14 protein-coding genes, 1 tRNA gene and 1 pseudogene are annotated in these 13,357 nt (G+C 44.4%); 9 read left to right on the top strand and 7 right to left on the bottom strand.

The window, feature by feature from the left end; genetic code table 11:
• Positions 1-499 (bottom strand): annotated as a pseudogene (locus RMX89_RS23240) (photosystem II D2 protein (photosystem q(a) protein)); the annotation flags it as partial.
• 393 nt (positions 500-892) lie between these two features.
• Between RMX89_RS23240 and RMX89_RS23235 the strand changes: the two are divergent.
• From RMX89_RS23235 to RMX89_RS23205, 7 genes are all read left to right on the top strand, one after another.
• Positions 893-1,165, top strand: a complete 273-nt coding sequence (locus tag RMX89_RS23235) for a hypothetical protein (RefSeq protein WP_012410874.1) — start codon at positions 893-895, stop codon at positions 1,163-1,165.
• 13 nt (positions 1,166-1,178) lie between these two features.
• Positions 1,179-1,856 carry an ABC transporter ATP-binding protein gene (locus RMX89_RS23230; protein WP_094352150.1) on the top strand — a complete coding sequence of 226 codons (678 nt, stop codon included), beginning with the start codon at positions 1,179-1,181 and terminating at the stop codon, positions 1,854-1,856.
• 241 nt (positions 1,857-2,097) lie between these two features.
• Positions 2,098-2,646: an NYN domain-containing protein gene (locus RMX89_RS23225; RefSeq protein WP_322669865.1), complete on the top strand. Its 549-nt coding sequence runs from the start codon at positions 2,098-2,100 to the stop codon at positions 2,644-2,646.
• Between the two features lie 148 nt (positions 2,647-2,794).
• A tRNA-Asn gene (locus tag RMX89_RS23220) sits at positions 2,795-2,866 on the top strand.
• Between the two features lie 24 nt (positions 2,867-2,890).
• Positions 2,891-4,069, top strand: coding sequence for an aminotransferase class V-fold PLP-dependent enzyme (locus RMX89_RS23215; protein WP_322690596.1), 1,179 nt, complete (start codon positions 2,891-2,893; stop codon positions 4,067-4,069).
• 259 nt (positions 4,070-4,328) lie between these two features.
• Positions 4,329-5,012, top strand: coding sequence for a hypothetical protein (locus RMX89_RS23210; protein WP_322690595.1), 684 nt, complete (start codon positions 4,329-4,331; stop codon positions 5,010-5,012).
• A 169-nt stretch (positions 5,013-5,181) separates the two neighbouring features.
• Positions 5,182-5,529, top strand: a complete 348-nt coding sequence (locus RMX89_RS23205; RefSeq protein WP_322690594.1) for a hypothetical protein — start codon at positions 5,182-5,184, stop codon at positions 5,527-5,529.
• A 101-nt stretch (positions 5,530-5,630) separates the two neighbouring features.
• Here the strand turns inward: RMX89_RS23205 and RMX89_RS23200 are convergent, their stop codons facing one another.
• Positions 5,631-6,470 carry a M56 family metallopeptidase gene (locus RMX89_RS23200; protein WP_322690599.1) on the bottom strand — a complete coding sequence of 280 codons (840 nt, stop codon included), beginning with the start codon at positions 6,468-6,470 and terminating at the stop codon, positions 5,631-5,633.
• The gene (locus tag RMX89_RS23195; protein ID WP_292721488.1) at positions 6,470-6,889 is read right to left on the bottom strand and encodes a BlaI/MecI/CopY family transcriptional regulator; all 420 of its coding nucleotides are present in this window, start codon (positions 6,887-6,889) and stop codon (positions 6,470-6,472) included. The genes RMX89_RS23200 and RMX89_RS23195 overlap by 1 nt, the downstream gene beginning before the upstream one ends.
• Positions 6,890-7,442: 553 nt before the next feature.
• On the opposite strand from RMX89_RS23195, the gene RMX89_RS23190 reads away from it, so the two are divergent.
• Positions 7,443-8,183 (top strand): 2-phosphosulfolactate phosphatase family protein, encoded by a 741-nt coding sequence (locus RMX89_RS23190; protein WP_322669870.1) that lies wholly within the window; start codon positions 7,443-7,445, stop codon positions 8,181-8,183.
• Positions 8,184-8,359: 176 nt separating this feature from the next.
• Here the strand turns inward: RMX89_RS23190 and rfbD are convergent, their stop codons facing one another.
• The 3 genes from rfbD to RMX89_RS23175 form a co-directional block, all read right to left on the bottom strand.
• Positions 8,360-9,250: a dTDP-4-dehydrorhamnose reductase gene (gene rfbD / locus RMX89_RS23185; RefSeq protein ID WP_322690593.1), complete on the bottom strand. Its 891-nt coding sequence runs from the start codon at positions 9,248-9,250 to the stop codon at positions 8,360-8,362.
• Positions 9,251-9,465: 215 nt separating this feature from the next.
• Positions 9,466-10,011 carry a dTDP-4-dehydrorhamnose 3,5-epimerase gene (rfbC, locus tag RMX89_RS23180; protein WP_322690592.1) on the bottom strand — a complete coding sequence of 182 codons (546 nt, stop codon included), beginning with the start codon at positions 10,009-10,011 and terminating at the stop codon, positions 9,466-9,468.
• A gap of 114 nt (positions 10,012-10,125) precedes the next feature.
• On the bottom strand, positions 10,126-11,202 hold the full coding sequence (locus tag RMX89_RS23175; protein ID WP_322669873.1) for a glucose-1-phosphate thymidylyltransferase: 1,077 nt from the start codon (positions 11,200-11,202) through the stop codon (positions 10,126-10,128).
• Positions 11,203-11,354: 152 nt separating this feature from the next.
• Here RMX89_RS23175 and RMX89_RS23170 point away from each other — a divergent pair, with 152 nt between their 5' ends.
• A complete protein-coding gene (locus RMX89_RS23170) occupies positions 11,355-12,182 on the top strand; it encodes a sulfotransferase domain-containing protein (protein ID WP_322690591.1) in 828 nt (275 codons plus the stop codon).
• Here RMX89_RS23170 and RMX89_RS23165 read toward each other — a convergent pair.
• Entirely contained in the window at positions 12,166-13,260 is a 1,095-nt protein-coding gene (locus RMX89_RS23165; protein WP_322690590.1) for a glycosyltransferase family 1 protein, read from the bottom strand. The two genes, RMX89_RS23170 and RMX89_RS23165, sit on opposite strands and share 17 nt — an antisense overlap.
• Between the last annotated feature and the right edge of the window lie 97 nt (positions 13,261-13,357).

Here is a 13,357-nt window from a genome sequence, read left to right as displayed (position 1 = left end):
ACCAGCTAGATTGTCCCAAGGGGTACATCAAGAATACGCTGACGAATACTGCAATCGGAGCTGAGAAAGCCAGAGCGTTGTAAGGGCGGATACCCACTAGACGGGCAATTTCAAACTGCCGCAACATGAAGCCGATCAAACCGAAGGCTCCGTGTAGGGCAACAAATGGCCACAACCCACCCAGTTGGAACCAACGGGTGAGGTCGCCTTGGGCTTCTGGACCCCACAACAGCAGTAGGGAATGTCCCATGCTGTCGGCGGGGGTGGATACTGCTACTGTCAGGAAATTACAGCCTTCTAAGTAGGAGGAGGCTAATCCGTGGGTGTACCAAGAGGTGACAAAGGTGGTGCCGGTCAGCCAACCGCCTAGTGCTAGGAAGGCGCAGGGGAACAATAGTATCCCTGACCAACCTACGAATACGAAGCGATCGCGCTTGAGCCAGTCGTCTAGAACGTCAAACCACCCTCTACTGGGCGCACGTCCAACTGCGATGGTCATTAGAGCAAATCTCCAAATGTTTATAAGTACAGGTTGTATCTGTATTATAGATGGCGATATTAAGGCCTTCTATAAGCAGAAAGTTAACCAGGTTGTTAACCAAGTTTACAATTTTTTACACACCTTTAATTATATTAGGTGTAAATTGCTAATTTTTCTAGGGGTTTTCTCATAAAATTTATTTTTTGATTCAGATGAGGTGATAAATGGGGAGTAGGGAATAGGGGAGCAGGGGAGCAGAGGAGCAGAGGGAAGTTGCAGTAAATTTTTCCTCTGTGCCCCTCAGCCCCTCTGCCTCTTCCTATACCCAATGCCCCATACCCAATCCTCATTTCCCTAGAATCACTCAGCTGACGCTAAAATGAGTCCACAGTTAAATTTGATTATTGCTAAATGTTTACCATCGATTTAAGCATCAGAAACACTGCTTTCCCGATCTCAGTACAACGTAAGTCAGCAGAGGATGCTGAGGCTGTCTATCAGCTAATTTTGGCAGCAATCCGTTCTGGGAACCCTGACATTGTAGAACTCAAATGCGAAGGCAAGACAGAGAAAAAAATTGCTGTCCGCGCTAGTGAAATTTCTGGGGTGCAGATTGTTCAGAAAGATGGTACAACCCCTGGTGGCGGCAGACCACCTGGCTTTTTCGCCGTAGCTGCTGAGTAACCAAGGTTGACAAATGGCTCAAGTGGGCATTGAGGTCAAGGATTTAAATTTCAGTTGGCCTAATGGAGAAAAAGTTATCAAATCTTGCTCTTTAGAAGTACCCAAGGGTGAGTTTTGGATGCTCTTAGGTACAAATGGCAGCGGAAAATCTACTTTACTGAGACTGCTGGCGGGGTTATTAGCTCCTGAATCTGGCGAAATTCGGGTTTTGCAACCCGTTGGCTTTGTCTTCCAAAATCCAGATCATCAACTGGTGATGCCAACTGTTGGTGCTGATGTGGCTTTTGGATTGGTGGAAGAAAAGTTGCCGCCTGCTGCTACCAGAGCAAGAGTTGAGGAGGCGCTTGGAGCGGTGAATTTGCTTACATTGCAACGACGCCCTATTTATGCACTCTCTGGAGGACAAAAACAGCGAGTCGCGATCGCCGGTGCGATCGCCCGTCGCTGTGAAGTCTTATTATTAGATGAACCCACTGCCTTACTAGATCCAGATAGCCAGCTGGATTTAGTTGCTGGTGTCCGCCGCCTTGTCAAAAGTCGAGGTATTACAGCCCTATGGGTGACACATCGATTAGATGAGTTGAATTATTGTGACGGCGCTTTCTTGCTAGAAAAAGGCTCTCTGGTAGATAGTGGTGAAGCCGAACGTCTCAAACAACGTCTGATGGAGGTACACAGCGAAGCCTCTTAATTAAGTGCTGAGTGCTAAGTAAAATTCATTGCATTTCGCATTCCTGAATAATACTAACTAGAACTGTAACGCGCCTTTATTTAAAAGGCGCGTTTTAAGTTGGTGCGTCTATCTGAAGTTTGAGTTTTGTGAGGCTGCCGTATTTTTTGTTTTATGTAACATAGTGTTACAGACTATGCATCAATTATTATAAAACTTATGAATGAATTTTGTTAACTCTAGAAAATTGTGATTAAAAACCATGCCCCGTTCCTTACTCCAAGCCGTTTTGTTAGTGGACGGCTACAATATAATAGGCGCTTGGCCTTGCCTTAAAAAAACGCGTGATAGCGTTGGATTAGAGGCCGCACGGGGCGAACTTGTGGAAGCAATGACTGGTTATAGTGCGTTTCAAGGTTACACAACTCAGATAGTTTTTGATGCCCAATATCAAAACACCTCTAGTAATAAAGAAATTATTACTGAGCTTTTATCTGTTTATTACACTGATTTTGGGCAAACCGCAGATACTTATATTGAAAAATCCTGCGCTTCTTTTCGCCACCAAATAGCCCAATCTTTGATTTCTCGTGTGATTGTTGCTACATCAGATCGGGCACAGCAGTTGATGATACAAGGGTATGGGGCTGAATGGTTGTCAGCACAACAACTCTGTGGGGAAGTGGAAGCCACTGTCTGCCGGATGCGACAGAAGTATCATACGCGCAAACAATCTAAGAGTCGGTTTTTAGCTAATGGCATTGATGCTAAGGCGCGGCAGCGTCTGGCTGAATTACGAATGGGATTGTAGTAGATATTTAGTATCTAAGAGTCTCTGCTTAAATTCTTGAATAGATTTTGGCTGCAAAATTTCTATAAATTAACTATCTAAAAAAAAATATTGGCGAAAGTACTTGCCAAATACTATTTTTAGCCCTAAGATTATAAATCGTGAGCGTTCCTCAGTAGCTCAGTGGTAGAGCGATCGACTGTTAATCGATTGGTCGCTGGTTCGAATCCAGCCTGGGGAGTTTATCAATTTTGGATTTTAAATTTTGGATTCTAGATTATCCATCAGAGATTTATGGTCGCTTGACTCGGCTGTGACGTTTCTGAATCATGGGTCTTTTGGTGCTTGTCCTAAACAAGTGCTGGAGTTTCAACAACGTTTGCGATCGCAACTCGAACATGAACCTTTGCGCTTATTTGTTAGGGAATGGGAACCTCTGCTAGACGATGCCAGAAGTAAGCTAGCGGCCTTTGTAGGTGCTGATGTGCAGGATTTGGTATTTGTCCCCAATGCGACGACTGGTGTTAATTCGGTGTTAAAGTCGCTGACGTTTTCACCAGAGGACGAAATACTTACAACTAACCACGAATATAATGCTTGCCGCAATGCACTTGATTTTATTGCCAGTCGCACGGGTGCGCGGATGGTGGTAGCAAAAGTTCCTTTCCCTATTGACTCGCCACAGCAAGTAATCGCAGCAGTAATTGAGCGAGTTTCATCAAAAACCCGATTAGCACTTTTGGATCATGTTACCAGCCAGACAGGGCTAATTTTCCCGATTCAAGAGTTGGCGAAGGAGTTGCAACAACGGGGTATAGATACATTGGTCGATGGGGCACATGCGCCTGGAATGATTTCTCTCGATTTGCGAGAGATTGACGCAACTTATTACACGGGGAATTGTCATAAATGGCTGTGTGCGCCCAAGGGGGCAGCATTTTTGTATATGCGACGAGATAAACACTCAGAAATTCGTCCTCTGACAATTAGCCACGGGACAAATTCGCCACGCACTGATAAAAGCCGCTTTCAGTTGGAATTTGACTGGACAGGTACAGACGATCCTACAGCTTATATGTGTGTGCCAGAAGCGATCGCTTTTATGTGTTCCTTGCTACCTGGTGGATGGACAGAATTAATGCAGCAAAATCATCAGCTAGTGTTGCAGGGAAGACGGCTACTTTGTGAAGGGCTGGAAGTGCAACCGCCTTGTCCAGAGGAGATGATTGGTTCAATGGCAGTTGTGCCAATGCCTGCGACTTTGGAAAACCGCAATTTTATGTCTGTACACGATGAGTTGTTTGATAAGTTTGGTATTCAAGTGCAGGTGATGCCGTGGCAAGAAAAACCTCGGCTGTTGGTAAGGATTTCGGCGCAGATTTACAATACTTTTGAGCAGTATGAGTATTTGGCAAAGGTTTTAAAGGGGTTGCTCTCAGGTTAATCTATAGCGCTTCTCGGCCTTTGTAAGTTATAAGAACCCCACCCCCAACCCCCTCCCCGCAAGCGAGGAGGGGGCTATGATGTACCTTACCTGATTAGGAACTGCTATAGTTTCAGGGAAGTAATGATCGCATCAAGGGTCTGTTTTGCACTAAGTGCTATTCTTTTAAGTAATTGCACTTAAATTGCTGAAACTAGGATAACGCTTTACATGGCTTCTGGAGCTATGCCTTCTAATCCTTTTGTGGCTGCGGGGATGATTGAAGATCCCAGGCTATTTGTCGGTCGTAAGGATACTAAATGCGATCGCATCTCGGATGAAGGGCGATCAGCCTACAAGCAGCCGTGCGCCGCTCAATTTTATTCGTAACCTGCTGCAACACCAACGCAAGTGGATTCTACTTTTTAGTGGTTCACAGGAGTTATCTGAACTTGATGATTACTGGAGTGACTATCTAATTAACACCCGTGCTTTGCGAATGACTTATCTGCACGAGTCAGAAGCCCGCGATTTGATTCAACAGCCAGTAGAGAACTTCAGCAATATCTATGAACCAACTGCTGTAGATGAAATTATCCAACTTACTTGCTGTCAACCTTATCTCGTTCAGTTGGTGTGTTATGAGGTGGTGGAGTTGCTAAACCGCGATATCAGAAGAAATAGGCGAGAAGCAGATACAGCTAAAGCTACTGCACAGGATGTTCAAGAAGTTATACCTGTTGTGCTTGAGCGAGGCGATCAGTATTTTCAGGAATTATGGAAGAGTTTAACAGATAGCGATCGCTCTTTCCTGCGCCGGATAATCTACGGGGAAACTCCGACACAGCAGGACAAAGGTGTTATCCGCAAACTAACGCGAAAAGAAATCTTGACTCCAGAAGGCAATGCTTTTCAAGTGCCTTTGGTGCAAAAGTATATAGAACAGTTGCTAGAAGAAGAGTAATATAACAACCCTATAGTGGTTTTCGCTTGGGTGCAGTACATTTTTGACCTCTCTCCTAAAAGGAGAGAGGCTTTGAATCTTACTCCCCTTCCCTTGAAGGGAAGGGGCTGGGGGTTAGGTCTGTGTTCCATGAATTGGGAACCGCTATATTCAAAATTTTCATCGTGATGTGGCAACCGACATCGCTACAGACGTAACCAATGTTGCTACAGTCGTAACGGAAGTTGCTACAGCCTGCACGAAACACGGGAACGTTAAAGCAGAAGCTGCTACAGCCTGCGCGAAACACGGAAACGTCAAAGCGGAAGTTGCTACAGCTTGCGCGAAACGCGGAAACGTTAAAGCAGAAGTTGCTACAGCTTGCGCGAAACACGGAAACGTTAAAGCAGAAGTTGCTACAGCTTGCGCGAAACACGGAAACGTCAAAGCAGAAGTTACTACAGGGAAGGCAGAAGTTGCTACAGACACGACAGATGTCGCTACTGTTGCAGCTTTGGGCTGTAGTAGCTTTTTATAGCAGTTGAAATATAGTTTAGAACATAAACCGATCGTAAAACGCCGACATCAAGACACTTGCAAGCCTGTTGCCTATTGCCTGTTTCCTGCTATAAATTCAATTTAACTATGAAATATCACAGACAGTAGAGGCAGGAACGCCAACAGAAAGCCATGCCAAGATTGTAATTGAGCTTCTGGGGTTGGTTCTGGTGGTGCTAATAGGGCTTCTACTCTTTGTTCTAAACGATCTGCACCAGAGGAACCTAATGCAGCACAGCAAATTTCCGATAAAACGGGGCCGCTACTAACTACTAATAAAAGTGATTCCGCTAACACCAGAGGATCTACCTGCAATGCTGCATAACCATCGGCACGGAGTTCGCGCAAAGCTAACAATTCTTCCCACAAAGGCTCTGTATTTGGCAACCATGCTGTGCAAGAACGCACCCAACCCAGCCAGAAAAACCAGAACGTATCCCTGTAATGGTGATGCCCTTGCTCATGGGCTAAGACGCTTTCTAAATGAGCCGGTGAGAGAGTTTGCACTAATCCTTGGCTAACTACTAGCTCTGGTTGCCAAAAACCGATTTGACCTGCAAACAACGCGCCCGTTTGCAGCAGTCTGGCTCGTCTATCGCCAACATTCACTAAAGGGCAGTTACGGGCTGATTCTACAGACTGCCAACCTTGGAAAGCAAGTTTAATGCATGAAATGGCAAAAAATGCCAAATAAATTAATGCTAGTAAATAGCTGACGGAGCCTGTATACATTCCGCCCATTTGTCCTTGAGGCCCCATGAACAACACAGCGATCGCAGTCATGAAAATTAGCAAGGGCGGGAAGAGAAACAAAAATAGCGATCGCTGCCACCGCCGACTCCAACTACCTTGGCGTTGATTCCAAGAGGATCTTAACCACCAGGCAACTGCCAAAGCATTCAAAATCATTATCAGATGCATCATTGTTCCTCCCTGGCTTGGCGTGCAGATTGAATCCGTTTGGCGATCGCTGCTATTTGTTCGCTAGCTGCTTCATCTAAGCTATCAGCAAAGGCAGCAACAACATCGGGGTTCCCCACTGCCAGAAATCGCTGTAACTGCTCGTGAGCTTTGATCACTTCTGATTGTTGCTTACTCAGCATTGGCCGCCAATAGAATGCCCGCTCCTTTTTGTCGCAGGCCAGCCAACCTTTATCAGTGAGGCGACGTAAGACGGTGGTGACAGAAGTATACGCTAATTCGCGGTTGGGATCGGCGAGGATGCGATCGTGTACATCCTTGACTGTGGCTGAACCAAGTTCCCAGATAATATTTAAAATTTCTGCTTCCAACGGGCCTAAAGATAGCTGTTTAGGGCGGTAGTCGGGTAAAGGTGCCATAGCAATTTCAATGGGGAGTGGGGAGTGGGAGAGACGCGATTAATTGCGTCTGTACTGGGGAGTAGGGAATGAGTAAATATTTGTCCCTTTGGGTTGTAGCCTTATAACTGTAACTTTTTCCCCATTTAGAAGGTCTGTTCTTGTTTTAGATTACAAGATAGTGCTGCAAGTCTGAAAGTCTAAAAGCATAAAATGCGCTTTTTGAGTATTTATTAGGGATTGAAAATTGGGCATCGGGCATTGGGCATAAGAGGCATAAGAGGCAGAGGGGAAGAGGTGCAGAGGCGCAGAGGGGAAAAACTTTCTTCAACTTCTCCTCTGCTCCCCTGCTCCCCTGCCCCCTTGTCCCCTTGTCCCCTTGTCTCCCCTGCTCCCCTGCCCCCTTGTCCCCTTGTCCCCTTGTCTCCCCTGCCCCCATCTATGTATTGAATGAGATACATTTTGTATTTTGATGATAAAAAATTTTCCTGGAGCAATTGTCACTATAGTTAGTGACACCAACTAGGTAGAATGTTATTTTCGGCAGTAGTATTAAAACAGGTGTATCCAGCCCGTGAAGTTATTCGTATACCACACTCCTGAATTGACTCCAACGGATAAAGCGCCAGAATGTGCGATCGCAGTCGATGTGTTGCGAGCTACTAGCACAATTGCGACTGTCTTGGCATCTGGAGGCGAAGCTGTACAAGTATTCAGCGATTTAGATCGGTTAATTGAAGTTAGCGAAAAATGGCCCCCTGAAAAACGTTTGCGGGCTGGAGAACGCGGCGGTGCGAAAGTAGCTGGTTTTGAGTTGGGTAACTCTCCCCTCGACTGCACACCAGAATTAGTAGAAGGGCGGCGTTTATTTATCAGCACTACAAATGGCACTCGTGCTTTACAACGAGTACAAGATTCCCCAAACGTCTTAGCAGCAGCCTTGATTAACCGGGCGGCGGTGGTGCAATTCCTCTTAGATAAGCAACCAGAGACAGTGTGGATTGTCGGTTCCGGTTGGGAAGGTAGTTTTTCTTTAGAGGATACAGTTTGTGCGGGTGCGATCGCTCATAGTATTTTGCAACAAAGCAACTTGTTACCTGAAGAACTCGCTGGTAACGATGAAGTAATTAGTGCGATCGCTCTTTACTCTCAATGGCAAGATAACTTATTAGGATTACTTCACCAAGCGAGTCACGGTCAACGATTGCTGCGTCTTGACTGTCACGAAGATTTAAAATATTGTTCCCAAACTGATATTTTAGATGTCTTGCCCATACAACATGAAACGGGAGTATTAAAAAGTCAAAAGAAATAGGGAATGGGGAGCAGGGGAGCAGGGGAGACAAGGGGACAGGGGGACAAGGGGGCAGGGGGACAAGGGGGCAGGGGGACAAGGGGGCAGGGGGACAAGGGGGCAGGAGAGCAGAGGAGAAGTTGAAGAAAGTTTTTCCCCTCTGCCCCTCTGCCCCTCTGCCTCTTATGCCCAATGCCCTATGCCCCATGCCCAATTTTCAAATCCTTAAGCATTTGCCGAAGTCTTTGTTGCCAATGGGAAGGATAAGTCCCTAAAATTGCGGAAATTTTTCCACAAGCAAGGACGGAATAAGCAGGGCGACGGGCTGGTGTGGGATATTCGGCGGTTGTAATCGGGACAATACGTTCAATTTTCAAAGAAAAGCCTAGCTGTTCTGCTTCTTCAAAAATAGCGACGGCAAAATCATACCAGCTAGCAACGCCGCTATTAGTGTAGTGATAAATGCCGCTAATTTCTGGAGTTAACTGGGGAATTGTCTGGGCTATAACTGTGGCTATATCTTGCGCCCAAGTCGGGCTACCAATTTGATCGGCGACAACACGGAGTTCTTGGCGTTCTGCACCTAGTCGCAGCATGGTTTTAACAAAGTTACTTTTGCCAAAGGTTCCATAAACCCAAGCTGTGCGGAGAATGAGATGATGGGCGCAAGTTTCTTGAATAGCTTCTTCTCCGGCGAGTTTGGTTTTACCATAGACACTCAAGGGATTAGTTGTATCGGTTTCTTGATAAGGGCTACAGCCATTGCCATCAAAAACGTAATCAGTTGAAATATGAATTAGAAAAGCTCCTAATTTTTGGCTTTCTTGGGCAAGAATTAGGGGTGCAGTCGCATTAATAGCGGTAGCAAGTTCGGGTTCGCTTTCGGCTTTATCTACAGCAGTATAAGCGGCAGCATTAATGATGATTTGCGGCTGCTTTGATCTGATAACGTTGCGTAGAGTATCGGGTTGGGTAAGGTCTACTGTTGGGCGTGCTACTGAGATAATATTGCCGGATGATGAGAGTATTTGTTGTAGTTCCTTACCCACTTGACCGTTACTACCAATCAGCAAAATTGATTTTGTCATTTGTCATTTGTCATTTGTCATTTGTCCAAGAGAAGCCACGCTCACTCTTTAATGTGGTTTGAATTAGTCCAATGAAAGACAGAGTTTTTCCGCCTTTTCCGCCCACCATAAAAGTAAGCTTAGGGTATCACAAGAGACGGTGTATGTACCAATGACCAATGACAAATGACCAATGACAAATGACCAATGCCCAATGCCCAATGCCCAATGACCATTTAATCAAATACTTCAGCAGTTCTGAAAGATTTACCAGCTTGGTCTTTAGCTGATAAAATCGGTGACCCACTCAAGGGCCAATCTATCTTTAAATCTGGATCGTTCCATAGAATTGTGCGATCGCTTTGGGGCACATAATAATCTGTAGTTTTGTAGAGAACTTCGGCTAGTTCTGAAAGTGCAAGAAAGCCGTGAGCAAAACCTGGTGGTATCCACAGTAGGCGTTTGTTTTTAGCACTGAGTTCATAACCTACCCACTTACCGAAGGTAGGCGAACTTTTTCTAATATCTACGGCTACGTCAAAAATAGTACCAACAATCGCCCGAATGAGTTTACCTTGGGGTTGTTGGATTTGATAGTGCAATCCGCGTAGGACGTTTTGTTTAGAGCAAGAGTGGTTATCTTGGACGAAGTTTGTAACAATCCCTATCTGTTGAGCAAATCTTTGGTGGTTGTAGGCTTCAAAAAAGAAACCGCGATCGTCTCCAAATACTTGGGGTTCGAGTTGGATAACTTCGGGAATTTTGGTATGTACAATGCTCATTAATATTACAAGTAATGTGCCACAATCTTAATTTTGAGAGTAATTTAATACTTGTATTTTACAGGTCTTGTAATTAATATTTTGACTGTGGTTTTTTTGTTTTGAATAAGTAAATCACGTTAGTTCAATTTGACAGTCATCGCCAATCATAAATCGCAAGGCTTTAGGGCGACGGGGTGCAAGATTCAATTGTGCCCTTTGTCCAATCACACTATCAATAATGCGCTGATGAATTCCGGCAATTTTAGCACCTTCTAAAATCACGCTGTGTTCTAAATCAGTATCAATGAGTGTGACATTGTTAGCGATGCTACTATAAGGGCCAATAAAGCAGTTTTCTAAATGACAATTGCTACCAATGACTACTGGCCCCCGAATTGTGCAGTTAATTACTTTAGATTTTACCCCGATTTTGACTCGTCCAATAATTTGACTTTGGGCATCGATTTCGCCCACAACTGATGCTGTCAGATAGGTATCGAGAATTAATCTATTAGCTTCTAATAAATCATCTTTTTTACCAGTATCTAACCACCAGCCTTGGAGATTGTGGGCTACAACCTGCTTTTGCTGATTAATGAGGTATTGAATAGCATCAGTGATTTCCAACTCGCCTCTAGTGGAAGGTTGAATATTTGCGATCGCATCATAAATGAGGTGAGAAAAGAAATAAACCCCTACTAATGCCAGATTTGAAGGAGGGACTTTGGGTTTTTCAATTAATTGTAATACCCGTCCAGTTTCATCAACCTGAGCCACACCAAAAGCGCTAGGGTTAGCAACTGAACGTAATAAAATCAAAGCATCTGGCTGTTGTTGGCTAAATTGTTGCAGAAAGTAACGTAACTCACCTAGTTGAATCAGGTTATCTCCCAAGTACATGACAAAGGGAGAATCTCCTAAAAAGGGACGGGCAATTTGGACGGCGTGAGCAAGTCCAAGTGGCTGATCTTGTACGATGTAGGTGATGTTCGCTCCAAAGGATTCTCCATTTCCAGTTTTCCCTTGGACTTCTGCCCCGGTTTCTGGACTGATAATGATGCCAATATCAGTAATACCAGCCGCGACCATTTCTTCAATGCCATACCATAAAACAGGTTTGTTAGCAACTGGAACAAGTTGTTTTGCCCCGCTGTAGGTAAGAGGACGTAAGCGTGTACCTTTACCGCCAGAAAGAATTAGTGCTTTCATAGTGCTTTCATCAGGATTTAGGATTAATTACAAGTCATTAGTCAAGATAATCTAAAATCTTGACAAAATCCCAAATCATTGAATTTACATTATGGTGTCAGTATGATGTTAGTTTAGATGTATCCTAATTTAGTTGAAAGGATTAACAGAATTTGAGCAGTTTAGACGCCTTGCGTCTGGCGATAATCAGCAATCCCCGATCGGGCAACACCTGGCTACGAAAAATGCTGGCAGCCATTTATGAAATGGCTGAACTGGCGGTGCATCATCCAGATGACATTTCCTGGCACTTGCTACCAGCAAGATTAGTGCTTCAGATTCATTGGCACAGAAGTGATGATTTAGTTTCATTGCTCGCCCAGCAAGGATTTCGTGTGGTCGTTCTTGCCCGCCATCCCTTGGATGTATTGATTTCTATTCTGCATTTTGCCAACTACGAACCGGATACTGCCAGCTGGTTAAAAGGTGAAGGGGGAACCGAGATTTCCATCCTTGAGAAAACACCACTTAGCCCAGAGTTTATCAACTATGCGACTGGGAGTAGAGCAGCAGCACTTCTCTCGATTAGCCCGGAATGGTGGAGGCGAGAAGACACATTAAAAGTTCGTTACGAAAATCTGGTGAATGATGCGGTCAAGGAACTTGCCCAGTTTAACGAACAACTGGGGCTGACCCCAGTTAAGCCTATATTAGATGTGGTTTCGTTGCATTCCATCGATCGCCTCCGTACCATGAGTACAAACAATCACTTTTGGCAGGGAAAGTATGCTCTCTGGAAGAAGCTGCTTATAACACCTGTTGCTCAAGAGATTGCTCTTGCCCATCAAAACGTGTTAGCTAAACTTGATTATGTGTGTAATGCTAACCCGACTCTAACCGAAGAGCAGGCGATCGCTAACTGGAATGCTATTGCAGTTAAAGAAAGCTTACCTCGCAGTCTCTCTATTTTTCAGAAATCAGCCATTATAGGTACTGTTTGATAACTTCGGCGGTAGCAAGTCCTGTTTTTGCCCAGCTGAACTGACTGGCGCGGTTGAGGCCAAGGGTACGTAGATGCGATCGCAACTCCGAATTAGTTGCGATCGCCTGCATTGCTTCTGTAATTTCTCCGGTGTTGTAGGGATTGACTAGAATCGCCGCATCGCCAGCGACTTCAGGTAAGGAGGAGAGATTGGAGGTAATGACGGGAGTACCACAAGCCATTGCTTCGAGGACAGGTAAACCAAAACCCTCCCAAAGACTGGGGAAAACCAGAGCGATCGCTTGATTGATGATGTTTGGCAATTCGCCATAAGGAACATAGTCAAGGAACTTTACCTGATTAGTTACACCCAATTCTGCAACTTGCACTTTTAAAATCGGGGTGTAACGCGAATCAATTGGCCCTACTAACCATAGTTCATAGTCTTTGCAGTTAGGTAACGCCGCAAAAGCACTGATGAGTCGCTGGATGTTTTTGTAAGGATCTTGGCGGCCAATATAGAGAAAGTAGTTGCGGGTAGGGAGGTTGAGAGGAAGGAAGTGAGTGCGATCGTGCGCTAAAGGAATCGCAGTAATTTTGCTGGCGGGAATTTGGTAAAAATCGGTGATATCTTTAGCCGTAGTCTGGGAGATGCAAATAATGTGTTGTGCTTGCTTAAAAACTTGGGGAGTGTAGTAGCGGTGATAGGCTGTGAGTGGTGAGAAGCCTTTGGCAAAACGTAACGGTATCATATCAAAAGATGTGACAACAAAACGACAACTACTATAAAGAGGTGCTTCTGGTAGTGGGGAGAATAAAAGACTTGATTTAAGGTTTTTATATATTTGTGGTAGTTGAAATTGTGTCCAAAGCAAGCGGTTAAAATGACCTTTTGTGCCGTGGTCTGGGGTTAAGTTTGGCGGGATTAGATAGCAATCAAAATCAGGATATTTTTGGGCTACTAACAGAGTAGGTTGGAAAGATTTTAAATAAGGAAAAAGGTTTTGAGCATAGTTGCCTATACCGGTTGGTTTAGACAAAAGAATAGATAAGTTAATAATTAATTGATTAGAGGAAATATTATCTACTATATTCATTTAGTATTTTTTCATTTACCTATAATGATTGTAAAATAACAATTTTTACATGAATTATTAAAAATTAGAGAATACTATAGTAAATTAATATTTGTAA

Origin of the sequence: Nostoc sp. DedSLP04, from assembly GCF_034530775.1 — a bacterium.
Taxonomy (GTDB): domain Bacteria; phylum Cyanobacteriota; class Cyanobacteriia; order Cyanobacteriales; family Nostocaceae; genus Nostoc.
Note: the sequence above shows the minus strand (reverse complement) of the source record. Positions and strands in the feature narration are given on the sequence as shown.